The organism is Nostoc sp., from assembly GCF_036916575.1.
Taxonomy (GTDB): Bacteria; Cyanobacteriota; Cyanobacteriia; order Cyanobacteriales; family Nostocaceae; genus Nostoc.
The window spans coordinates 1-22,621 of sequence record NZ_JBALGC010000124.1 but is presented as its reverse complement, the minus strand read 5'-3'; the positions used below and the strand labels follow the sequence as shown (position 1 = coordinate 22,621).

At 42.5% G+C, this 22,621-nt stretch carries 21 protein-coding genes; 7 read left to right on the top strand and 14 right to left on the bottom strand.

All coding sequences use genetic code 11. From position 1 onward, the window contains the following. Nucleotides 1–189 precede the first annotated feature (189 nt). Entirely contained in the window at nucleotides 190–1,446 is a 1,257-nt protein-coding gene (locus V7L29_RS27900; protein WP_334737492.1) for an FGGY-family carbohydrate kinase, read from the bottom strand. Nucleotides 1,447–1,603: 157 nt separating this feature from the next. Between V7L29_RS27900 and psaM the strand changes: the two genes are divergently transcribed. Both psaM and V7L29_RS27890 read left to right on the top strand, forming a co-directional pair. Continuing rightward, nucleotides 1,604–1,735, top strand: a complete 132-nt coding sequence (gene psaM / locus V7L29_RS27895; RefSeq protein ID WP_334693634.1) for a photosystem I reaction center subunit XII — start codon at nucleotides 1,604–1,606, stop codon at nucleotides 1,733–1,735. A 252-nt stretch (nucleotides 1,736–1,987) separates the two neighbouring features. After that, entirely contained in the window at nucleotides 1,988–2,395 is a 408-nt protein-coding gene (locus tag V7L29_RS27890; protein WP_334693635.1) for a hypothetical protein, read from the top strand. Between the two features lie 219 nt (nucleotides 2,396–2,614). Here the strand turns inward: V7L29_RS27890 and V7L29_RS27885 are convergent, their stop codons facing one another. Further along, the gene (locus V7L29_RS27885; protein ID WP_334737491.1) at nucleotides 2,615–3,340 is read right to left on the bottom strand and encodes a tetratricopeptide repeat protein; all 726 of its coding nucleotides are present in this window, start codon (nucleotides 3,338–3,340) and stop codon (nucleotides 2,615–2,617) included. A 533-nt stretch (nucleotides 3,341–3,873) separates the two neighbouring features. Here V7L29_RS27885 and V7L29_RS27880 point away from each other — a divergent pair. Next, nucleotides 3,874–4,338 (top strand): hypothetical protein, encoded by a 465-nt coding sequence (locus tag V7L29_RS27880; RefSeq protein WP_334737490.1) that lies wholly within the window; start codon nucleotides 3,874–3,876, stop codon nucleotides 4,336–4,338. Nucleotides 4,339–4,344: 6 nt separating this feature from the next. Beyond that, nucleotides 4,345–4,902, top strand: coding sequence for a glutathione S-transferase family protein (locus V7L29_RS27875; RefSeq protein ID WP_334737489.1), 558 nt, complete (start codon nucleotides 4,345–4,347; stop codon nucleotides 4,900–4,902). Nucleotides 4,903–5,006: 104 nt separating this feature from the next. Here the strand turns inward: V7L29_RS27875 and V7L29_RS27870 are convergent, their stop codons facing one another. The 5 genes from V7L29_RS27870 to V7L29_RS27855 all read right to left on the bottom strand — a co-directional run bounded on the left by V7L29_RS27870 (nucleotide 5,007) and on the right by V7L29_RS27855 (nucleotide 7,317). Continuing rightward, on the bottom strand, nucleotides 5,007–5,498 hold the full coding sequence (locus tag V7L29_RS27870; protein ID WP_334693652.1) for a YajQ family cyclic di-GMP-binding protein: 492 nt from the start codon (nucleotides 5,496–5,498) through the stop codon (nucleotides 5,007–5,009). A gap of 304 nt (nucleotides 5,499–5,802) precedes the next feature. Beyond that, a complete protein-coding gene (locus V7L29_RS35675) occupies nucleotides 5,803–5,913 on the bottom strand; it encodes an MAPEG family protein (RefSeq protein WP_442944278.1) in 111 nt (36 codons plus the stop codon). Continuing rightward, nucleotides 5,862–6,050, bottom strand: coding sequence for a hypothetical protein (locus V7L29_RS35670; RefSeq protein WP_442944277.1), 189 nt, complete (start codon nucleotides 6,048–6,050; stop codon nucleotides 5,862–5,864). Before V7L29_RS35670 ends, V7L29_RS35675 begins: the two co-directional genes overlap by 52 nt. Nucleotides 6,051–6,195: 145 nt before the next feature. Then, nucleotides 6,196–6,699, bottom strand: a complete 504-nt coding sequence (locus V7L29_RS27860) for a DNA recombination-mediator protein A (protein WP_334693639.1) — start codon at nucleotides 6,697–6,699, stop codon at nucleotides 6,196–6,198. A gap of 81 nt (nucleotides 6,700–6,780) precedes the next feature. Continuing rightward, a complete protein-coding gene (locus tag V7L29_RS27855) occupies nucleotides 6,781–7,317 on the bottom strand; it encodes a PadR family transcriptional regulator (protein ID WP_334693640.1) in 537 nt (178 codons plus the stop codon). A 94-nt stretch (nucleotides 7,318–7,411) separates the two neighbouring features. Here V7L29_RS27855 and V7L29_RS27850 point away from each other — a divergent pair, with 94 nt between their 5' ends. After that, a complete protein-coding gene (locus V7L29_RS27850) occupies nucleotides 7,412–7,930 on the top strand; it encodes a DUF4188 domain-containing protein (protein WP_334693641.1) in 519 nt (172 codons plus the stop codon). 55 nt (nucleotides 7,931–7,985) lie between these two features. On the opposite strand, the gene V7L29_RS27845 is transcribed toward V7L29_RS27850, so the two are convergent. The 3 genes from V7L29_RS27845 to V7L29_RS27835 all read right to left on the bottom strand — a co-directional run bounded on the left by V7L29_RS27845 (nucleotide 7,986) and on the right by V7L29_RS27835 (nucleotide 12,769). Then, nucleotides 7,986–9,080, bottom strand: coding sequence for a phosphotransacetylase family protein (locus tag V7L29_RS27845; protein WP_334737488.1), 1,095 nt, complete (start codon nucleotides 9,078–9,080; stop codon nucleotides 7,986–7,988). An 862-nt stretch (nucleotides 9,081–9,942) separates the two neighbouring features. Beyond that, nucleotides 9,943–10,443 carry a fatty acid hydroxylase gene (locus V7L29_RS27840; protein WP_298919162.1) on the bottom strand — a complete coding sequence of 167 codons (501 nt, stop codon included), beginning with the start codon at nucleotides 10,441–10,443 and terminating at the stop codon, nucleotides 9,943–9,945. A 2,146-nt stretch (nucleotides 10,444–12,589) separates the two neighbouring features. After that, complete coding sequence (locus V7L29_RS27835; RefSeq protein ID WP_334737487.1) at nucleotides 12,590–12,769, bottom strand: CopG family transcriptional regulator; 180 nt, start codon at nucleotides 12,767–12,769, stop codon at nucleotides 12,590–12,592. Between the two features lie 441 nt (nucleotides 12,770–13,210). Here V7L29_RS27835 and V7L29_RS27830 point away from each other — a divergent pair, with 441 nt between their 5' ends. Then, entirely contained in the window at nucleotides 13,211–16,786 is a 3,576-nt protein-coding gene (locus tag V7L29_RS27830; RefSeq protein WP_334737486.1) for an NB-ARC domain-containing protein, read from the top strand. 154 nt (nucleotides 16,787–16,940) lie between these two features. On the opposite strand, the gene V7L29_RS27825 is transcribed toward V7L29_RS27830, so the two are convergent. Genes V7L29_RS27825 through V7L29_RS27810 form a run of 4 tightly spaced genes read right to left on the bottom strand, consistent with a single transcriptional unit; the run spans nucleotide 16,941 to nucleotide 21,666 of the window. Next, nucleotides 16,941–17,696 (bottom strand): SDR family oxidoreductase, encoded by a 756-nt coding sequence (locus tag V7L29_RS27825; RefSeq protein ID WP_334737485.1) that lies wholly within the window; start codon nucleotides 17,694–17,696, stop codon nucleotides 16,941–16,943. Nucleotides 17,697–17,745: 49 nt separating this feature from the next. Continuing rightward, nucleotides 17,746–18,714, bottom strand: a complete 969-nt coding sequence (locus V7L29_RS27820; protein ID WP_334737484.1) for an SGNH/GDSL hydrolase family protein — start codon at nucleotides 18,712–18,714, stop codon at nucleotides 17,746–17,748. A 56-nt stretch (nucleotides 18,715–18,770) separates the two neighbouring features. Then, nucleotides 18,771–19,898 (bottom strand): 3-oxoacyl-ACP synthase III family protein, encoded by a 1,128-nt coding sequence (locus V7L29_RS27815; protein WP_334737483.1) that lies wholly within the window; start codon nucleotides 19,896–19,898, stop codon nucleotides 18,771–18,773. A gap of 10 nt (nucleotides 19,899–19,908) precedes the next feature. Continuing rightward, the gene (locus V7L29_RS27810) at nucleotides 19,909–21,666 is read right to left on the bottom strand and encodes a ScyA-related TPP-binding enzyme (RefSeq protein WP_334737482.1); all 1,758 of its coding nucleotides are present in this window, start codon (nucleotides 21,664–21,666) and stop codon (nucleotides 19,909–19,911) included. Between the two features lie 538 nt (nucleotides 21,667–22,204). On the opposite strand from V7L29_RS27810, the gene V7L29_RS27805 reads away from it, so the two are divergent. Continuing rightward, on the top strand, nucleotides 22,205–22,546 hold the full coding sequence (locus V7L29_RS27805; RefSeq protein WP_334737481.1) for an HAD family hydrolase: 342 nt from the start codon (nucleotides 22,205–22,207) through the stop codon (nucleotides 22,544–22,546). The last annotated feature ends 75 nt before the right edge of the window (nucleotides 22,547–22,621 follow it).

Sequence of the window (22,621 nt, the reverse complement as noted above, 5' to 3'; positions counted from 1 at the left end):
CGATAATTAATAAAGGGGATAGATGACATTCGCGCTGTGGCGAAGCACCCATCCCCGAATAGCTGCCCAGATGATCAACCTGGAATCTATAGTCCGGTATCTAATCATCCCAGTATCGGCCGAGATATGTCGATTGTCACTGGGATAGATACTGATTTACGAAATACCTACGAAAAGATAGTTACAAAATTACTTTTGTTCACCCATCGCCAACAGCGCTGTCCCGTAAGCAGCTTCCGTGTACACTGACGCTACTACAGGAACCTGCAAATAACGCGCCCTAATTGCAGTCCAAGTATCATTCGCCGCACCACCGCCAGCAGTATAAACACGGCTCAGTTTATCAGCACCCATTCGTTGTAATAATTCATACCCTCGCCCTTCTATGCGGGCAATGCTTTCTAATAACCCATGCAGAAATTCCACTGGGTTATCTGGGCGTGGTGACAAACGTGGGGCTAAATTGGGATCATTAATCGGAAAGCGATCGCCTGCTTTCAATAACGGATAATAATCTAACTCGCTGGCTTTTGATGCATCAATCTCATGGCTAAGGCTTTCTAACTCAGCATTTGTGAAAAATTGCTTTAGTACTGCACCCCCAGTATTAGAAGCACCACCAGTCAGCCATAAATCCCCCAACCGATGGCTGTAAATTCCATATCTGGCATCTTCTACACGAGTACGACTTAACAACTTTAGTACCAACGTTGAACCAAGGGAAGTCACGGCTTCACCAGGTAATTTTGCCCCACTAGCGAGAAAAGCGGCAATACTATCAGTTGTACCTGCACATACCAGACAATCACCGCGTAAACCGAACTTATCCGCAATTTCAGGACGCAATTGAGCAATCAGAGCTCCAGGAGTTAAAACTTTGGGTAGCTGAATCGGTATTTGCAACTTTTCTAGCCATTCTGGGTATTTCAACTCTTCCACGTCATAACCCAGCTTTAAAGCATTATGGTAATCGCTAATACCCAACTGTCCATGTAACAGGAACGCCAGCCAATCTGCTTGATGCAGGAAATATCTAGCTTCACTAAAAGAGGGTAATTGCCTCATCCACAAAAGTTTGGCAAGGCTGGAGGTGGCACTCAACACAGTATGATTGGCAGGTGCGATACTCTTCAAATGCTCTAGCACAGATGATCCCCGCGCATCGTTGTACAGCAGAGGTGCATCTGTGGGATTGCCAGCAGCATCGACTAGCAAGACGGTAGAAGAAGTACCATTAATTGCGATCGCTTTTATTTCTCCCCGCAATTGCTCAGGTATTTGTTCCACCAGCACAAACAAAGCCTCCTGCCAAATTTTTGGCATAACAGAGGCTGGTGAATCCTGGAAAGGATATCGCACCTCAGCCTGAATACAAGAAGCTTCCTTGTTAATCACCACGCCGCGGGCGCCAGATGTGCCGAAGTCAATACCCAAATACAAATTCATATTTTTATAAATTTTTCTAATAGAGAATAACTAACGACTACTGACCAATAACTGCTTTTGTTGCATCTTGTAACAAGATATTCCCCAATCTTGGCAAAACAAGGAAAAGTAGTAAACGAACTGTTCAAAATTCATTCAGGTTAGGAGGTTTTCAGCCATGCCTATCTTAGATACTCTGTACATCGCTCAGGTGTCTTCCATTTCAGATACTCAAGTCTACATCGCTCTAATTGTGGCGCTGATCCCAGGAGTTTTGGCTTGGCGATTAGCCACAGAACTTTACAAATAACGCTACGATGTGACACAGTTAAAAAGCTAATAATCCTGGCAGTACGGGGTGCAATTTCGAGAAGCTTGTGACTTGACGCCATAAGTAGCTAGAAGCCTTGCACTTACGTAAGCCAGGTTATTTTTTAACTGGTGCAACACTTGTAGCTATTTCCAAAAAATGAAGTAATATGACAGCTAAATCAAGCAGTAATTAGTGCTAGAGCGCTTTTACAGTGCTTCCCTTCACTCAGCGAGGTTATTTTTTAGCATCATGAACGCGATTCAACCCTCCAGACCACCGTTACAACCTATACAAAAACGCCGGGTCATTCCTCGACCAAAGCGGCATCTTCGTCAACGTTCTTACCAGGTGATGGCGCTGGAAAGCACAGCCAAAATAGCGGTTAATCTTGTGATTACAGCTGTTGCAGTATCTGCTTTAGGACAACTTTTGCCTTATCATTGGTCACAGCAAGAAAAGTTACGAGAAATTAGTACTGAAGTCAAGCTGATGGAAGGACATGTGAATGGTTTGCAGGCGGAATTTAGCCGTAACTTCGATCCTCAGGAAGCTAAAACTATTAGACAACAACAAGGATACCGATTTGATCCCAGCCAGCGTCGGGTCGTGTTGATGAATCAGGATCGCCGAGAAGATGAACAAACATCATCACCCTAAGACAAATGCCGAATTTCGGATTATTCAGGTTTCTTGTGATTTAGGCTACGTATAAACCGGGTGTTAATTTATATTATTGCTCATAAATAATGGTTAATAGCTAATTTTTGAATAGCTAGGTAGTTATCATCTATTAGTCATTAGCGATACAGCGTTACTAAACTCCAATTCAAAATTTAATCAATTATTTTGAATTTTGAATCCTCTAGAACAACTAATCTACCAATTAGGACGCTGATCAGATAGCAACTCGTTTAACCAATTTTCGAGTTGTAAACGTAAGCGACAACCAGTAACATCCTTACTGTTGTCCATAGAGGGCAGTTGAGTGAGGGCGCGATGATAATCAGCGATCGCACAATTCCAGTCGCCCCAAAGATGGTAAGTCCTGCCGCGTTCAGCCCAAATATGACCTTCTAGTTGACCAAAAAGCAGTGCTACCTCAAAATTCTCAATTGCCTCCTCGTATTGCCCTAAGTCACGCCAGGTAATGCCTCGGTTAATCCATGCGCGAACATGGCGAGGATTCAAATCAATCGCTTGATCGTAGTCGGCAAGTGCTGCTGCTAATTCTCCACAAGCAGCGTAGTAATTTGCCCGATTATTATAAGCACTAGCTAAATTGGGATTGATTTTGAGGGCGGTATTATAGTCGTCAAGCGCTTTTTGCGTTTCACCACTTTGGAAATAAATTAGCCCCCGGTTATTGTAATCAACGGCATTATACGGATGGCGGGAAATTAGTTGGCTTAAAAGTGCGATCGCCTCAGTATAATCTCCTTGTTGAGCCGACCTCAAAGCACAAGAGCGTAAATAGCTGTCTCCTAAAGCAGATTCGCCATTGTCATTTTTCCGATGTTCTTGGGCTTTATGTGTAATATTTAGAACAAATTTATATTTGTTACTTTGCTGGTCACCGTCAGCTAAAAATGAGTGAATATTCATCTTTTCCTAGATTATAACCGTGCTTTGTAGAATCAAATTCTAGTTTTTACCTGATAGTGGTTTTACCACTATGTCTACTTTTAAAGTATTTAGGGTTACATTAAAGCCAGATCAAGAGAGAACTTAAACTAATCGCATAAGAAAAATCTACGCCCTAAATAAACAATTGATCCTCAAACCTAATCATGAATACCTCATCCCCAAGGTGAATTCCAGAAATAGCAGATGTCAATCTCAAAGACTAGTCAAGTAGTAAGAGCGACAAATTGGTAGAATGCCAACAAGCCATTCTTTTAGAGATGAGAAAGAGGGTAGAGAGACAGGGGGAGATGAGGGAGATGAGGAAGCAGAGGGGAAAGAGATAATTTTTCATTCTCCCCCATGCCCAATACTTCTCTACCTTGGGCTGCGCCCTAAGCGTAGCTATGCCGCAGGCTTTACAACGCCGCTCAGTACAAGTGCCCAATACCCCATGCCCCATGCCCCAATGCTCAGTCTCTGGATTCAATTTTTAAGTTTTGAGAAATTTTTTGATGACAACCGCAATTTCCTATCCCAATGCCCCTGATTTAGCAACCGATGATTACATTGTTATCGGCTTGGCAACCTGCTTCGTCAAAGAAGATGGAGAAGTTTATCAAATCGAAGTTATAGAACCAATTCCCTCTGCGGCTTTGGAAGCGCTTTTAAAGGGCATCCCCACCTCCTATAAGCTGGCTCATGCAACAACTTTGGGAGCTGTGCTGGATGGCGATTCACAACTGGTGCCAGATGGCTTCCCAGAGTCGGCTCAGTTTGGAGAAGAATTTGTGCCACGGGCATTTGCAGCAGCTCGTACCTACAAGCGTCGTGAATCTGCAAAATCCCTGATTCCCTTAGGTACAAACTACACTGAATTTAAGTATTCCATTGAGCGCAAGCGGGTATTAAATGCCGCTAGAGTTGTCACCAAAGAAGACAACGTTAAACAGCATTCTCACACTCACAAAGTTCTTTAAGTAATTATGCTAAAACTTTACGGCGGCACTCGTAGTCGAGCGTCTATTGTTCACTGGTATTTAGAGGAACTAGGAATTCCTTACGAATTCGTCAAGCTAGATATGCAGGCGGGTGAACACCTCCAGCCTGAATATTTGGTAATTAACCCAGTTGGTAAAGTTCCAGCAATTGTTGACGGGGATTTTAAACTTTGGGAATCTGGGGCAATTTTGCTGTATCTTGCCGATAAGTACAGTAAAACTCCACTTTCACCAGAAGAACGTGCTGTATTTTCCCAATGGGTGTTGTTTGCCAATGCTACCCTTGGGCCAGGAATTTTTGTAGAAGCAAGTCGGGAGCGAGAAATGCCCCGCTTGTTGACTCTGTTAAATGAAATTTTTAGTAAGCAACCTTTTTTACTGGGTAATAAATTCACTGTTGTCGATGTGGCAGTGGGGTCTATTCTGAATTACATTCCCATCTTGCTGAAGCTAGACCTCAGTTCCTACCCAGCGGTGTTGAACTATATGAAGCAGTTATCTGAGCGTCCGGCATTTCAAAAAAGTATTAGCGGACGGGCTTAATTGTAGTAGGGGCGACAGCTGTATGCCCCTATTGTGTATTACATCCAAACAAAAAATTTTCACAAAATTTATTTTGGGTGGGCACCGCCCACCATGCAAATCTTTTAACGATAATTTGTAAATTGCAAAGCAACTGGGTAGTCTTCTTGTTTCAGCCGCTGCATAACTACTTGTAAGTCATCTTTAGATTTGGCAGAAACCCGCACAGCATCCCCTTGAATTGAGGCTTGTACCTTTTTGAATTCGTCGCGAATCAATTTGGAAATTTGTTTGGCGATTTCCTGGCTGATGCCTTTTTTAAGTTTGATTTCTTGACGCACGCGATTACCACTAGCTGATTCAACTTTGCCAAAATCAAAGATTTTCTGGGAGAGGTTACGCTTGGCGGCTTTTTCCCGCAGAATGTTGTGTATAGAATCTAAGGTAAACTCGCTATCAGTACTAACGTTAATGCTTTCTTCGACTAACTCGACAGTAGTTTGAGTGTCTTTGAGGTCGTAACGACCTTTGATGTCTCGTATAACTTGATCGACAGCGTTAACCAACTCTTGTTGGTCAAAATCGCTCACAACGTCAAAGGAAAAAGTAGAAGCCATAGAAAATGTTGGGTTATTAGATGTTGGATTTCGGAATTGGAGTTGGGCATAAAACATTAGTAATTATTCATATGCCCCATGCCCCATGCCCCATGCCCCATGCCCCAATTAACTAGTAGCTGATGCTCAAGAAAATCAGAGTGGCAGAGCCAAGGATGCCAATGCCAAACATCAGTGAGCCTCTTTCAGAGGAGCTACGCTAACGCAAAAGGGGTATATTCAAAATATAAAAAATTGAGTATAGCAAACGCGCCACCACAAAGATGATGTCTGACGACAAGCCGCTTTGCGTCTACGCAGCAAATTATACTGTATAATAATTTACACTATTTACATATGCCATCAATGCAACTGCGGCAAATATCATAAATGCCTCAAAGGTGTTCTGATGTGCCCAAGTAGCTCTTGGGCATATGGAGGCAGTTTATCATACATAGCGTCAAGAGTAGAAAACATTTCATACTCAATACGCACACGGGCATAAGCTATGACTAAAAATGGCACGAAAATCAGAACAGCAGCAGCAGCGATCAAGTACAAAAAAATTATCATTACTTATTAGTCATCAGTCATCAGTCATTAGTCAAATATAAAAGACAAATGACAAAGCGCAAAGTCTGAGCGTCGGCTTCCGGCGATGGCTCCGCCAACGCCAAGGGCGAACAGAACTTTGTAAGAAAAGACAAATGACAAATGACTAATCAAAGTAGAAGAGGGTCACTACTTTTCTTTGTTCTTCTGCATCTTGACAAGTTTGCAACAGGGTGCCACTGTCGTGAAATGCAAAGCAGATCAGTTGCTGGCAACGAGAGACAATTTCCTTGTTGCACAGGTAACTAGCTTCAGCAAGAGACAGATTATCATTACTGGAATTTTCCACTAGATGCATTACCTGTTCTAGTTGCTGGCGCGATTCCAAAGGCTGGCGTTCCAGGCTTTGGGGTAGAATCACCGTTAACAAATTCGGATCAGCCCGCGTTGCTCCCTTGATGGCAGCTGAATTTGTACCTGTAGCACCAGAAGTAATGATGCGATTACCCGATAAAACTAGGGCATATGTCATCATTTCAATAAGATTCTGATGCGTAATCGGGACGTGACGAGAACCCAGCAAGGCAATTCTTTTAGAACCCGTTTGCTGGATTGTCGCCAGTTCTTGCGCTAATGTATCGAGTTTAATAAGGTCTGTTGATTGGCTCAAAGATAGACATAATCCGATTAAACGACCCAGATATTTTACCAAACAGCGTGTAGGTGCGAGGCGAATCTGAGTTAGACATTGCTACAATTTTTCGATTGTTTGGATTACTTGGTCACACCAAGCCAGCCAATATGTTTCATAAGTGATGCCATTCAGGAGAGTCAAATACTGAAATTTTGCTGATTCTGGAAGTTCTTGCGGATTCTGAAAGCATTCTTGTTCTAAATTCTTGTACGTAGATAATTTTTTTAAGTGGGCTTTTTGATGACGCTCTAGCTCTGCCAAGATCATCTGGTTAGAAGCAATATGCCCAGCAAAAATTTTAACAAGCAAATCATCTTTAATCGGTGTGGGTTCACAAGGTTGAGCAATCCACTCTTTGAACTGCTGTTCTCCCAAGTCTGTAACCCTGTAGAGCCTTTTATCTGGGCGTCCTGCTTGGACAATCGACTCAGAACTGATCCATCCTAGATCTTCTAGCTTTGACAACTCTCGATAAATCTGCTGGTGACTTGCTGACCAGAAGAAGCCTACTGAGCCATCGAATCGTTTTGCTAAATCATACCCACTACAAGGGGCGTCAACGAGAGCAGCTAATATTGCGTGCGCTAATGCCATAATTTTTAATTCATTACTTGACATATGCAACTAATTGCATAAAATAAGTATATGCAATTAATTGCATATAAACTCAAGCAACAAGGAGTGATAGATGCCTCAAGTAATACAGGGACGATTTACAGCCGAGATTAATGAACCCTTTGTTGTGTTTCTGATTGGAATGCGAATTAATAAATTCTTCGCTTTTTCCAAATGGATTCCCACAGCTAGGGCAATGTCGCCCATGCTACGAAGCCTTAATCAGAATCCTGAAAAAGGGTTTTTAGGGGGAGAAAGGTTTATCTACCCGCGAGGGGTAGGATTGATTCAATACTGGCGATCGTTTGAAGATTTGGAGCGTTTTGCCAGAAATCCAGCTGATGCACATCTAAAAGCTTGGCAAAGGTTTAATCAAGCCATTGGTGCTGATGGCAGTGTCGGCATTTGGCACGAAACTTATTTAATCGAACCGGGAAGATATGAGGCGGTTTATGGAAATATGCCTGTGTTTGGATTAGCTGCTGCAACTAAGCACGTCCCAGCTATGGGGCGCAAGGAGACAGCACGCCGTCGCCTGGGAGGTAACGGCGAACCAGCTGTACCCTCACCAGTAACACAGCCTGCTAACTGATAACTGAGCATAGATGCTCTTGATTGTTTGAGTTGATGAATCTAAGTTAATGAATCTAAGACAATGCCGCTGCAGGAGTTAAACCCAGTTTAGATAACAGGCGGTCAATGTCAAAATGCTCAGACATCAACTGGCGAATGCACTGAACCTTAATCGGCTCGTGGAGGCGGACTTGTCCGAAAGTGCGGTCAACAATTTCTACAGTGGTGAGCGTGTCTAAATCAACAGATAAAATGGGGATTTCTAGTTCTTCAGCGCGACTGAGAATGAACGGCGGCGGCGGTAGTTGCCCGGTGAGAATTAAACATTGGGTAGAAGTTTCCAAAGCAGCTTGCTGAATTTCCACACGATCGCCTCCTGTTACCACTGCCATATTCCGGCGTTTGCGGAAATACTTGACAGCGGAATTGACATTCATCGCTCCAATTGCCAGACTTTCCACCAACAAATCTAGGCGATCGTTGCCACAGAGAACATCAGCCTTTAACTGCTTGACTAGTTCGCCAACACTGACACTGCGGAGCAAATCGTTGTTCGGCAACATTGCTAGCACCGGAATCCCCTGCTGTTCCAAAAATGGGCGCAAGAGAGTGTCAACCGCTTCTAGTTGGGTGAGTGGGATATCATTGATCACAACTCCAATCAAGCGATCGCCCACACGCCCTTTAGCAGCCAATAGCGCCTCAACCGAAAGCAACGATTTATAGCGGGTTACTAACAGCACAGCAGCATCCAATACTTCAGCCATTTGCAGCAAAGACAAGTCAAACAAATTGCCTTCGGACAAATCACCAGGCCCCTCCAATAAGACCAAATCTCCTTGGGACATTTGCAAATATTGCTGTATTAGGGACTGCTGATAATCGGTTTTGTCTTCCCCTCGCAAGCGCTTTTGCACATTGAGTTGATCCAAAGCCAGCATTGTAGGTGCAACGCGGTTTTCCGGCAAATTGAGGCTAAGAGCGATGAACTGGACATCTTCCTCAATTACGGTTCCCCTAGACGAATTCAAACACGTACCGAGCGGTTTACCGTAGGTAATATCCAGTCCTTTTTGCTGTAGCTGATCAGACAAACCCAGAACAGTTGCAGATTTACCGCTGTAAGTCTCGGTTGAGCCAATCAGCAAATATTTAGGGGATTTTGGCACACATGCACTCCTAATTTCAAAAGTCCGAAGAACCCAGCTAGGTGTTTCCTAATTCTAGTTCCTTCTGGCAAAAGCCTCTCGCTCTCACAAATTAAGGTTTCCCAGAATTACCTTCTGATTGAACAAGCAGGCAGTAGGCGCTGAAGAGACTCTACGGGTGGCTCACATCTTGCACCAAGAAAATTTCATGAAACTTTATTACTCAGATTAACCTGTAGCCCATGATTTAGCGATAAAAGCCGCTAAAAATAAGGTAGCTTTATCGTCGATATTTTGAGGTAACCTGGGATTGTACGGATAAGTGCAAAATCTGAGGTGGGAGAAAGGATGCAGTGGAGAGGAATTTTCCCCTACTGCCCTCTGCTCCCTGCCCAATTATTTGTAGAAGATAGGGGCTGGGGCATGATTGGCAAACCTTTCTTGGAAACGATAAGGAAATTTGAAGTTCATTTTGATGAAATTTTCCCTGGAAGCTTTTTTGAATCACAAGAAGCATAAAAGGAAGGTTTTGATGTTCGCCTGTTTAAGCTAAAAGCTTTTTATCGCAATAAACCTTTGTGTCTATTCTTACTCAAGTTTCCTCATTATTATAAAAAGTTTGGCTTTCCACTATCACCAGAATTAGAAATTTTAAAGTTATATTGATTGCAGTAAAGACCCAGCGTCAGTCAAAAATACTGAATCTGGGTTAGCCCCAACTCTAGGAGACGCTACGCGTAACTTGCTTCTCCGTAGGAGTACGGGGAAGTCAAAAGTTACTCATTCAAAAGTCAAAATTAAGATTATTAAATAGTTGATAAAAAAAGCTGCGATCGCAGCATTTGGTAATTTTAAAAAGTATTTAGTTAAGCAGTAGCTTCAGTTAGATTCGAGAGTAGCGAAAACGAAGTCTGAGGAGTCGAAGCCAGCGTAACCACATTTGTGCAGGTTGTTCAAAGAAGGTGAAAATATCACCGAAACCTAAATTAGTTTTGTGATGATGTAACCAGTGTCTCTCAGGAGTAGTAATAAATAGAATTTGGCATAAAATATTTACAGGTTTTGAAGTTTGCCAACCCAGTACACTTATGTGTCTCCACCATACATGAAACTGGCCAAGCAGTAATCCAGAGATAACGCCAATGGGAGAGAAAGACCACAGGACTACTGCTATGAGTACATAAGGCAAAGCTCCCAAAATACCATCTAAAAGAACCTGGGGATTAAAAGTCAAAATAGCGTAGTGGCGGAAGTCCTTCTTCCAAGAGTGGTGGGTTTTTAAATGAAGGCTACCAAAAACGTGCTCGGGTACGTGGTAAAAGAATGTAGATAGAAAATCGCCGAAAAACAGTAATAACCAAGCAACAGCGATAGCCTCAAGCATTTGTACTCCTCAAGTAAGTTAAGAAAACTCCACACAAAATATGCAAATGTCATGCTGTCGGCGTAGACACCTAGTTTTCTAGTATGCAAGCAGCACCTGTGCGTCTCATGGGTCTACACTCCAATTAATTTGGCTCAAGTCTATGTAATTGGATCAGTTGCAGTTTCATGAATATCCGATTCTTAATGCAGTCAACAGTAACTCGTAAGAACCTCCAATTTTACTTCTAGCTCTGGGTTAATGGTATCAATACATCTAAAACTCGATGTAAATACCGTATTTTACCATAGTTACTACACAATCTTCTTACTAAGGGATACAGCCTAAGCAAAGGTTGAGTTAAAGTTAGTACAAATTTAGGTTAAGACTTTCTTCAACATCATTAATTCTAAATTGATTGTAATTAAGCTTTAATTATGAATCTAATTAGAACGATATAAATAAGTATTATGTCAACATAATCTTAATTATCGAGGTGAATAAAGCAGATTTACAATTAAATTGATAAGCGGGAAAATTTCAAGGTTCTTGAATTAACTAGATATTATAATAGTCGGCTATCAATCAACAAATCATGGGTAGAGAGTGAAGCAAAAACAGGAAGACACAATGAAGCGGAGAATAAATATTTTGCTGTATCCCCGTTTCAACCTATCAATTTCAACTAATCCCTCAACTCTCAGAAAATCTGGTTTCTTAGAAGAGGGATTAGTCTTTAATACTAGTGACGCTCCTATATCTCTCTTGCAAATAAGTGTAAGCTTCTCAGGCACTCCGAAGAATGGGTATAACATCCTTAGAGATATCATCAGTGATAAGCTAATCGTCATTCATTTTTGCAGAATAATTCGCTTGTAGTGAGTTAGCACCTCTTCTCTTAAGGGGAGCTACTGCGTTGTCCAGAGTTGTCTGAGCAGAGGCTTCCGACGTTCGATAGCGACTGTAGCATCTGACTCCTTCGCGCTTCTCTACGAGACGCGCAAGGGACGCTATCCGTTGGCGTAGCCCGCCGCAGCGAAAAGTCGAGCCAGTGCTTTCTTGAGGTACCCCCGTGCTCAGAGTTGTCTAAGCAAAGGCTTCCGACGCTCAATGACTCCTTCATGCTTCGCTATCCGTTGGCACAGCCCGCTAAAAACAAGGGCAGCACGCAGAAAACAAGATGACGTGATAACTTTATTGAGTTACACAATGAGGAGTCAGAGACTGTTTCTCGGTTCGGCGACTATTTTTCTTCTGTCGTCACTTCCGTTAGAAAATAATTTTTAACCGTTGTTTTTTAGTATTTTCGCAACAAACAGAAGTATTGAAATAGCAAATATTTAGTCAGAAGGATCTAATTTATGATTACCGCTTTGGAATTACTCTTGTCAGAGTAAATTTGAAAACCTTTGTCCAAATCTGCAACACCTTCTCTTTAGCTATGACCAGTAAACCAAAAAGTTTTTAAGAGAAGATTGATCGCAAAATAAATAGTATTATTTGATACTATTAAAAACGCATTTTCCTTACCAGCAGACATAGTATTTATTAAGATAGCTTATGAATCTCCGGTTGATAAATTGTCAATATTATCCCGATGTAATATAAATGCTTTCAACTACTTGATATTTACGCTGTAGGGCTTAAGATAAAAAGGCTAACATCTGTTTTAATACAAAAAGTGTGCGATAAATTAATCGATTACCCTTCCTTTTTCGGCTGATTTTGAGAGGATGTTTTAAAAGGGTCTTTTGCTCTGATAGTTAGTACAGCAAAGCATCTCAGTACATAGCGCAACCTTGATTTTGCGTTGTATTTAAGCCAGTGCAGAACTGCAAAATTATACCTTTCGGGACTTTTAAAACATCCTCTCAATGGATAAATTTCCTCCTAAGCACTTAATAACCTCTTCAAGGGTTTGTGAGTCTGTTAAAACCAGTTCTTTTGATGAAACAGTCAATTTTTTCAGCCAATATGGTACACACTACTTTTATCATTTCATTTTTTGAAACATTTTAGAGTATTATAAGCATTACTCATCTTTTAGTCATATCTAATACTTTCAAGTACGTAAGCTGAATTAGCAATCGCTCTTTTGGAAAAACTTTTTGGTTTACTGATGACTCTTCTTTCTTCGGGTTTTTCAGACTTGGTGTGAAAAGTCAGGTCAAGGCAAGGCTTGAATGAGTTCCCGAATCACATCTATTGCTAGTCTGCCTGTCTGTTCACAATACTTTTCAAGGTTCTGGGCTTCATCTGATGTTAGGTTTATAGTGATTCGCTTAAGCGCCCTTTTTTTACTGGAAGTTGCCAAACGCGGAAATTTAAGTGCAGCAGTTTTATTCATTGATTGATAAGCTAGATATATACAAACTTTACTTATTAAGCTTGCCAATTAAAAACTGTTTTTACCAGTGAAAATCGAGATTTTGAGATTGAACTTAAGCTTTACGCCCCAAACAAACATATTACTGAAAAGTCAAGGTATTAAATAACTAGCACCACACGTAATGAATCTGCCATTACCCAAGTGCAATAAGCTTTCGGAGAGCTGATATCAGCAATCCCTCATAGACCAGATTGTCTGTTGAGCAAGCGGTGTTGACTTACTGAGACCAGTGAATTACCAAAGGTGGTTTTCATTAGTGAACATTTAGGTCATAGACTTTTTTTAAATCTGCTGCAACATGAAATTATTTGTTTGTTATGGCTATCGCCTCATATTTATAGCAACCTAGTAAATAATTCCTTTTAGTCAAAGGTGATTACGCGAACAGTGAGTTAATACATGACTTTACAAAATTGGAGACGCAAGCGTGGCGTTGCACTTACTACCAAGGGTTTACAAAAAATTAAGGAAGCAAAGCATCAGTCAGAAGCAAAGGAAAATTTTGGAAACAGGTACACTCTTGAAGAAATGAGCGCACGCTCTGGGTTATATTCCGGTACTATATCAAAAGTACTAAATCGTGAAGGAGGGGTTGACAAACAGACTATTGAACAGCTTTTTTCGGCTTTTAACTTAAAAATAGATAAAAGTGACTATTCAAGCTCAAATAATCGTCTAGATTGGGGAGAAGCTATCTTTAACTCAGCTTTTTATGGACGTACAGAAGAACTTACTACGCTAGAGCAATGGATTCTCGATGAGCACTGCCGATTGGTCGCACTATTAGGAATAGGAGGTATTGGTAAAACGGCACTGTCTGTAAAGCTTGCTCAAAAAATTCAGGACAACTTTGAGTATGTGATTTGGCGATCGCTACGAGAAGCTCCACCTGTTAAATTTATTCTAAGTAACCTAATCCAATTTCTATCTGACGAACACGAAACAGAAGGTAACTTACCAGAAAGCTTTAATGATCGGGTATCGCGGCTACTCTACTATTTACAAAATTATCGCTGTTTAGTAATTCTTGATAATGCAGAATCAATTCACCGCAGTGGTAGCCGCGCTGGACTTTATCGAGAAGGATATGAGGAATATGGTGAGCTTTTAAGACGGGTAGGAGAAGCAACTCACCAAAGCTGTTTAGTGCTGACTAGTCGTGAAAAATCTAGAGAAGTGGCATTATTGGAAGGACAAGCACTACCTGTTCGCTCATTGCCACTGAGTGGCTTGAAGGTGGTAGAAGGGCAAGAAATCTTAAAACTCAAAGGGCTATCGGCGGCAGAGGATGAATGGAAAGTAATGATTGAACGCTATGCAGGCAATCCATTAGCCTTAAAGATAGTTGCCACGACCATTCAAGATATCTTTGATGGTAGTATGACTGAGTTTTTGCAACAAGATACGTCTGTCTTTGGAGACATTCACGATATTTTAGAACAGCAGTTTGAGCGCTTGTCAGATTTAGAAAAGGACATAATGTACTGGCTAGCGATTAATCGGGAGTCGATTACACTCTCAGAATTGCGCGAAGATATTGTATCACCAGTACCACAAGCAAAATTACTAGAGGCTGTAGAATCTTTAGGAAGGCGATCTCTAATCGAGAAGGCTTCTTCACGAGACGCTGCGCGAACGCTAATGCCAACGCCTACGCTGATTGAAAAAAGTGAAGCACTATTCACACTTCAGCCTGTGGTTATGGAGTATATGACTAGTAGATTCATAGAACAGGTCTGTGAAGAGATTGTCACTCAGAATATTGATTTGTTTAGGCGTCATGCTTTGATGAAGGCGACTGGTAAAGACTATGTTAAAGATATTCAGGTTCGCCTTATCCTTAAACCAGTCATAGATGGATTGCTTCACGACTTAAGAAGCAAAAAAAATATTGAAAGTCAGTTAACTCAAATTCTTGCAAGACTGCGAGAAGAATCTCCTTTAGAAGCGGGGTATACGGCTGGCAATATTCTCAATCTGCTTTCTCATCTAGAAACTGATCTGAGTGGTTATGATTTTTCTTATCTGACTGTTTGGCAAGCAGACCTACGTAATATAAATTTGCACAATGTTAATTTTGCTCATGCCAATCTAAGTAAATGTGTTTTTGCTGAAACACTAGGGGGGATTCACTCAGTGACATTCAGCCCAGATGGAAAACTTTTAGCGACAGGAGATACTAATAATGAGATTCGCCTGTACCAGGTTGCGGATGGAAAACAACTGCTTATTTGCAAGGGGCACAAGGGTTGGATCTGGCCAGTTACCTTTAGTCCTGATGGTCGTGTTCTCGCCAGTGGCAGTGATGACCAAACAGTCAAGCTATGGGATATTAGCAGTGGGCAATGCCTCGCAACTTTAGAAGGTCATAGCGGTGGAATATGGTCTGTTTCTTTCAGTTCGGATGGTAAAATGCTGGCAAGTGGCAGTGAAGACACAACGGTGAGGTTGTGGGATGTCGGCAGCGGTCAATGCATTAAGATTCTACAGGTATCCAGTCGGGTATGGGCAGTCGCATTTAGTCCTGATAGTACAATACTTGCGAGTGGAAATGACGATCACACGGTGAGACTATGGGATATCAGTATCGGTCAATGTATCAAAATTCTGCTGGGACATACTCATAGGGTGCAGTCTGTTGCCTTTAGTTTGGATGGTTCGCTAGCTAGTGGTTGTCATGACCAAACATTAAGGGTGTGGGATATCAGCAGTGGTCAATGTCTTCAAATTTTGCAAGATCATAATGACTTAATAAATTCAGTTGCCTTTAGTTTAGATGGTCGAAAGTTGGCAAGTAGCAGTGATGACCAAACAGTTAAACTGTGGGATGTGAGTACAGGTAGATGTATCAAGACTCTAAAAGGACATGGTAGCAAGGTGTGGTCAGTTGCCTTTAATCCTGCTGGTACAACGCTGGCGAGTGGTAGTGATGACCAAACGGTTAAACTGTGGGATTTAAATACAGGTGGATGCCTCAAGACCTTCCAAGGTTACTGTAATGGGATATGGTCAGTTACATTCAATCCTCAAGGCACGATGCTTGCTAGTGGTAGTAATGACCAAATGATAAGGTTATGGGATACCAGCACAGGTAAATGTCTCAAAACGTTGCAGGGGCATAGTAATCGGGTTACATCAGTTTCCCTTAGTCCAAATGGTAGCATCCTTGCTAGTGGCAGCGAAGATCAAACAGTGAAACTATGGGATATTAACACCAGTAAATGTCTCAAAACTTTACACGGACATAGTAATAGAATATTATCAGTCGCCTTTAGTCCCAATGGCATGATGCTGGCCAGTGGTAGTGAAGACCAAACAGTAAGGCTGTGGGATGTTAGTACTGGGCAATGTTTGCGGATTCTGGAGGGACAAACTCACCGGGTATGGTCAGTCGCTTTCAGCCCAGACGGTCATACATTAGTCTGCGGTTGTCACGATCAAATAGTAAGGCTGTGGGATGTTAGCACTGGGCAATGTTTGCGGATTCTGCAAGGTCATACTGACTGGATCTGGTCAGTTGCCTTTAGTCCTGATGGTACAACATTGGTAAGTAGCAGCGGTGACCAAACAGTAAAACTATGGAATGTTAGTACCGGATTGTGTCTTAAAACTTTATATGGGCATACTAATTGCGTATATTCCGCTGCCTTTAGTATGGATGGTTGCACATTAGCAAGTGGTAGCGGTGACCAAACTGTGAAGCTGTGGGATGTCAGCACGAGCAGCTGCGAGAAAACTTTATCAGCACACACTAAGTTAACCTGGTCAGTTGCTTTTAATCCTCAAGGTAACACTTTAGCTAGTAGCAGTGAAGATGGAACGATTAAGCTTTGGGATATTTTAACAGGTGAATGCCTGAAAATTCTTTTTAGCTCTAAACCTTATGAAGCCATGAACGTTACCGCTATTACAGGTGTAACTTTGGCGACTATTGCCACTCTAAAAGCTTTAGGAGCAGTTGAGCAATCACTATAGTAGTACTAAAGTACTGCTATAGTGATTGCTCATTTGTTCTTCATTCAATATCTTGAGATGCTCTCAAATTCTACACTTGTCGTTGATAAAAAATAGATGTTTTTGAAGCAAGTGAAATTGCGAACTTGTTACCCTCACCTTCATCTACCCTGCCTTACTGTGCAGTATATCCTCCATCAATCATCATATTATGCCCCGTGATGAAAGAAGTCGCATCTGAACACAACCAAACCACCGTTTTTGCTATCTCCTCTGGTTTGCCAATACGCCCTATTGGATGCGCTGTTGGAAGTTGAGCAATTAAATCTACGGGAAGACTAGCTAGCATATCAGTTTCGGTAGCACCTGGACTCACGACATTGACTCGGATACCAGATTTAGCATATTCTATTGCTGCTGTTCTAGTTAGGGTAATGACTGCGCCCTTTGTGGCTGAGTAGATGGCATAACCAGGTACACCAACAACAGCACCGACAGAAGCCACATTTACGATCGCCCCACTGTTCTGTTTGAGCATCGCCCTGATTTCGTACTTGAGGCAGAGCCACGTTCCTTTAAAATTTACGTTCACTAGACGATCCCAGTCTTCTTCTGACATATCATCGGTGATTAAGCCGGGATTGCCCCCAATCCCAGCATTATTGCAAGCGCAGTCTAGACGACCATAAGTTTTTACAGTTTTATTGACCAGTGCCTCTACTTCAGCAGCATTTGAAACATCGGTCTTGACAAAAATAGCCTCACCTCCTGTCTCTTTTATAAGGCGCACGGTCTCCTCACTTTCGGCGAGCCGACGACTAGCAACCACGACTTTTGATCCAGCGCTGGCAAATGCGATCGCTGTTGCTCGACCAATACCTGATGAAGCCCCTGTAACCAGCGCGACTTTTCCCTCGAATTGACCTGTCATTAGGTGTGTTCCTTCCCTTTTGATTGCTTTGTTTTGCACTAACTGATAGCTATTTGTGTTTCCGTAGCGATACTGCACCTACACCGAAAGCTAAGACTCCTAACACAGTGGAAGGTTCAGGGACAGGCAGTGGCTCAAGGGCTGAAAATGCTAATTCTCCGATTAGCTTATGAGCCGCAGTCGTTGGATGGACTTCATCCCAGAACAAAAACTTGTCTGGCATACATATAACTGGCTGTATGGTAACTTCAATCGGCACTACTGGTGAATCTCCGATGCACGAGTCAGTTCCATTCGTGAGACTGAATTCCTCCGGCTCTGTGATGATCCGATTAAAAAGAGAATTAACATCAACAGGAATAATGTTGATATTAGGGTTTAGTTCTTGACTCAAAAGTTTGAGGTTTGTGGCCAAGCTGGAATTATGTTTACTGGTAAAAGTGCTAAGTAAGCTAGAAACTTGACTATTGCCACCTGTAACTGGAAACTTTCCTAAATTTGGCAGATTTAATACCATGATATCTCTAGCTCCAACAGCAGCAAGCGATTTTACCGCCGTTGATAAATTTGTAACAGTCTGGGTAGGGTTGGGAGTGCTTTGGAAAAAGTAATCTAAATAATCATTAACACCTGCCCACAAGATATAAAGGGAGTTTGGATCGGCAGAGGGATTTGCTGTTGTAAAGCTGTTGATTTGTTGTTGTAATCCTGGTAGAGTGCTGAGTCCTATATTCTTGAATCCTGTAGTTGCACCACCGAAGGCAAAGTTAGTGTTTGGATTGAAAGTTAACCCTAGATCGGAGGCGAGATATTCCACCCAAACTGGACCATTAGAAAAACGCCCACTAAAATAGCTTGGGCTTGGAGGAACGGCCCCTTTAGTGGTGTTGAATACATTACCTGTATCAGAGAAACTGTCGCCAAAGACATAAATCTCGTCATAATTTTGTGCCAAGACTTTTAGCGGAAATATTAAAGATAACAGGAAAAATCCTGTTGTTAGGATTTGTTTTTGCACAATTAACTACTGGGTATCTTTTAAATATTGATAGATATCCTTAACAAGTAGCAAAGCTACAATCTGAGGAACTTTTCAGTGCTCATTCTAGGTTCGTTGAGATGTGGAACAAGACCTAGCGCCACGTTACCCCAGCGCATCACACTTGCAGAAGCAGCACCTGCTGCACCCAAGCCATAGATAAGAACCAGGTCATTTTCATGAATCTTACCCAACTGTGCAGCAAAGTACAGATTGGCTACTGTGATTACTGGTCCAATGTTTGCATACTGGGGATAAAGGTTGATGACGCGTTCTGGGTCAATACCAAGTACGCGCGTGCAAAAGCTTGCCCCCCAAGCGGTGGATGTATTGAAAACAAAAAAGTCAACTTGCTCGATGGTGACACCAGCTGCGGCAATAGCGCCCTCACAGCACGTACGCAGTTGTCCTACAGCTGTTTCGCGAATCGCCTTATTTGCGCTCTTGTCCATCTGCATATGCACTCGTGGATTGCCCCGCTCGTCCTGCGTGAGGTTAGCAAAAAAAATGTCACATAAAGCAGCAGTATGAATAGTTTTTGTGCCGAGGATACCCTGGTTCGGTGCAAGTGAACTGACTACAAAAGCACCGACACCGTCACTCATAAACCATGATAGGGTATCGTCTTCATCGAAAAAGCGAGAGTATGAACATGAGATAACCACCAGCACATTGCGATATTCTCCCGATCGCACTAAAGCACAAGCAGTTTGAAGTGCAACTGGGGTAACCCCGCACGCAGCATCAAGATTCCAAGCAGCACCCTGCAAACCCATTTGACGAGCCAGGTAAGCAGCATCGCCAAATCCAATTTGTTCAGGCCAAATGGAGGCGACGAGCATAAGATCGACTTCTTTAGGAGCAAGCTTTGCTGCATTGAGGGCATCACGAGCTGCACGCTCTTGCAGCATCAGCGACGATTCGTCTGAACTAAGCACCCATCGCTCGATAGTACCGCGAAAAGGGTCTTTAAGATAGGGCAACATCTCTGAGTCAAACTCGTTGCTGGGTGTAGAGCCAGCAAGCGAAAACAACCTTGCCAAACTTCTTTGCTCAGCCTCAGCAATCAGTTCGGGGTATTTTTCTCTATAGTAATCATTTGTACGCTTAATGCTTGGCAAGCTCAATGCCAGTGCTCGAATACCTACTGAGTGATGCACCATATATCTCCTATCAATAATCTGTAGCGCCCTGCAAAATCAAACTGGAAATACGATCTCCAATTGGTGCAAGTCTAGTTGGGTCAATTACTATGTCAACAACGAATGGACTAATCGTGGCTATTGCTTTTTCTAACGCTGCTTGGATGTCAGATTCTCTTTCCACACGGATGCCATCGGCTCCCATTCCACAAGCAATTTTGACGAAATCAGTATGCGGAATCTCGACATCCATGCCCTTAAACCCTTGCATTTTTGTGCCTTGGGCGCACATATTGTAGAGTCCGTCGTTGAGCACAATCCAAACAGCAGGAATATTGTACTGTACAGCCGTGCTTACCTCATTGTTCATTAACATGGCACCATCTCCAACTATGGCGACGGTCTTACGATTGTGTGCCAACGCAGCACCCACGACGCCTGTGACGAAATGACCCATAGATGCAAACCTAGTGCTGACTCGAAAACGACTTGGTTTGGCAAATCGCAGTAGGTTAATTGCCCAAGCTAACGAGTTTCCTCCTTCAGCCATAACGACCGCATCGCTCCCTTCAACTATTTGCTGTTGAATTGCATTCATGAGTACTTCCGGTCGTACTGGTCCCTCTGCACGGAGATTAATTCTTACAGGCTTGGAACAAGGCAGTAACAGTTCTGTTAAATGATCTTGGTGTTGTGGAAAGTACTTTAGCAGTGCCTTTACAAACATTCGCACCTCAGACTGGATGGCAAACGTTTCGGCAGATGGATATGCAGTTCCTGGAACCTCTGGGTCGATATCAACATGCACGAACCCTCGTTTTGGAACCATCACGGAATTCCAGAACGAGGTCCACTCCCCGAGGCGCGTTCCTAGCACCAACACTCGTAAAGGTCGTTGTTCTTGCATATACGTTAAAACTGACGTATGTCCGGCAAAGCCCGTAACTCCAACAAATTGAGGATGGTTTTCGGGAAAAATGCCCTTGCCCCGAGGTGAACACATCACCGCCGCTCCCGTCGCTTCTGCAAGCTGACGAATTTCTGCTGCTGCACGCCGCGCACCAAAGCCGACCCAAATGGCAAATGGCCCTTCTGAAAGCAACCGTGTACATTCTGCAATAGTTTCCTCATTTACGGCTGCGGGAGCAAAAGAGAAAGCCACTCGTGGCAACGATGTCTTAACTGAACTAGTTTGGATATTAGTGGAGATATTTAAGTGTGCTACAAAGCCATCTGGTCGGGCTACACCAAGTGCCAACCGTCGATGAACCTTTGACAGTTCATCACTGCATTCGAGAGTCGTCGCATAATGAAACAGTGGTTCTGAGGTAAACAGCCCTGCATTAAGCATGGTATAAGTGCTGGTTTCTTGGAATGCCCACCGTCCACGCTGCGGTGCCGATGTTGAAGGCGACAGAAAAATCACTTTAGCACCCTCCCAACGTGCAGCAAATAACCCGGTTAAAGCGTTGGTGATCCCTGGGCCTATTGTGGTAAAAACTACGACGGGTCGATCGCTAGCAAAGTAAGCCTCAGTGGCTGCAAAAGCAGCTCCTGCTTCGTGGCGAAAATGAAGCACCTTGATTGAGCTGTGTTGTAGCGCTTGCCACACTGGCGCGATCGCACCTCCCGAAACACCAAAGGCATACTCCACTCCCATATCTGCCAGGATTTTTACCACTGCCTCTGCTACCGAAAAAGTTACGGATGGCTTGCTATGAGACGGCTGTTGAGTTGAGTTTAATTGTTCAGTGGTAGTTGCTTGTGTATCCTGAAATTTAATATCCATACAAACACAGGGCTATTTCATTCTAAAATGTCACGTTTTATGCTTACGAGTTAATTCCCACAAAATGGGCATTTTTCAGGGGTAGGTTCATTGCTAAATTCTTGTTTTTCCCAAAAAGATTCGTCAAAACTGCCCTAAAAATAGAACGAAATAGCCCTGATACAAACATCTTAGGTATAACTCCTTATATTCAGATAACATTATCCCACACCATAAGTAAGTCGGTGTAAATATTTGTTGTTTAAATAATGCAGCAAAAAGAAGCCCGCAGGCATTATAAAAGAGGCTTTTAGCCTACTTCATCTTTCTTAAGATAGTTTAGTTTTTTTGTACCCATTTATTTGCTTATATTCACACAGTTTGGTATTTTATTGTCTACTTACTTAAACTCTGCTTTGATATAGAAAAAATGTTCAGAGACTTTAACAGCGGCAAATGTGGCGATGCCTGCGGCGGGTTACGCCAACGCAAATGGGTTCACCCGTCTTTTGGTTTATAAAAACTAAACACTATTAATCAAGCTCTAAAGTATAAAAAGGTGATTAAATTTAATCAGTACAAGGCTTTAACTTTCGATTGTTACGGAACCCTAATCGATTGGGAGAAGGGCATCTTAGATGTACTAAAGCGACTTCTGCTGGCACACAACATTAATTTGGATGACGAGCAAATTCTAGAACTTTTTGCTGAATTTGAAGCAGAAGTAGAAAAAGGAGAGTATATCAAATATCGAGAAGTTTTGAAAAGAGTAGTCCGTAAATTTGGTGAGCGATTTGGCTTTGAGCCAACTGCTGACCAACTAAATTCACTTGCTGATTCGATTCAGCATTGGCTGCCTTTCCCTGATACAGTTGAGGCACTTAAACCTCGTCTACATTGAAACCCGTAGTTTTTCCTCGTCAGGGTCAAGATGATTTTTCACCCACAAGCGGTCACCAATTTCAAAAGGGTTGGA

What these genes read in the sequence shown, in the direction of transcription:
- V7L29_RS27900 (WP_334737492.1), bottom strand. Translation starts at nt 1,446, where the DNA reads ATGAATTTGTATTTGGGTATTGACTTCGGCACATCTGGCGCCCGCGGC.
- psaM (WP_334693634.1), top strand. Translation starts at nt 1,604, where the DNA reads ATGCCTATCTTAGATACTCTGTACATCGCTCAGGTGTCTTCCATTTCA.
- V7L29_RS27890 (WP_334693635.1), top strand. Translation starts at nt 1,988, where the DNA reads ATGAACGCGATTCAACCCTCCAGACCACCGTTACAACCTATACAAAAA.
- V7L29_RS27885 (WP_334737491.1), bottom strand. Translation starts at nt 3,340, where the DNA reads ATGAATATTCACTCATTTTTAGCTGACGGTGACCAGCAAAGTAACAAA.
- V7L29_RS27880 (WP_334737490.1), top strand. Translation starts at nt 3,874, where the DNA reads ATGACAACCGCAATTTCCTATCCCAATGCCCCTGATTTAGCAACCGAT.
- V7L29_RS27875 (WP_334737489.1), top strand. Translation starts at nt 4,345, where the DNA reads ATGCTAAAACTTTACGGCGGCACTCGTAGTCGAGCGTCTATTGTTCAC.
- V7L29_RS27870 (WP_334693652.1), bottom strand. Translation starts at nt 5,498, where the DNA reads ATGGCTTCTACTTTTTCCTTTGACGTTGTGAGCGATTTTGACCAACAA.
- V7L29_RS35670 (WP_442944277.1), bottom strand. Translation starts at nt 6,050, where the DNA reads ATGATAATTTTTTTGTACTTGATCGCTGCTGCTGCTGTTCTGATTTTC.
- V7L29_RS27855 (WP_334693640.1), bottom strand. Translation starts at nt 7,317, where the DNA reads ATGGCATTAGCGCACGCAATATTAGCTGCTCTCGTTGACGCCCCTTGT.
- V7L29_RS27850 (WP_334693641.1), top strand. Translation starts at nt 7,412, where the DNA reads ATGCCTCAAGTAATACAGGGACGATTTACAGCCGAGATTAATGAACCC.
- V7L29_RS27840 (WP_298919162.1), bottom strand. Translation starts at nt 10,443, where the DNA reads ATGCTTGAGGCTATCGCTGTTGCTTGGTTATTACTGTTTTTCGGCGAT.
- V7L29_RS27835 (WP_334737487.1), bottom strand. Translation starts at nt 12,769, where the DNA reads ATGAATAAAACTGCTGCACTTAAATTTCCGCGTTTGGCAACTTCCAGT.
- V7L29_RS27830 (WP_334737486.1), top strand. Translation starts at nt 13,211, where the DNA reads ATGACTTTACAAAATTGGAGACGCAAGCGTGGCGTTGCACTTACTACC.
- V7L29_RS27825 (WP_334737485.1), bottom strand. Translation starts at nt 17,696, where the DNA reads ATGACAGGTCAATTCGAGGGAAAAGTCGCGCTGGTTACAGGGGCTTCA.
- V7L29_RS27815 (WP_334737483.1), bottom strand. Translation starts at nt 19,898, where the DNA reads ATGGTGCATCACTCAGTAGGTATTCGAGCACTGGCATTGAGCTTGCCA.
- V7L29_RS27810 (WP_334737482.1), bottom strand. Translation starts at nt 21,666, where the DNA reads ATGGATATTAAATTTCAGGATACACAAGCAACTACCACTGAACAATTA.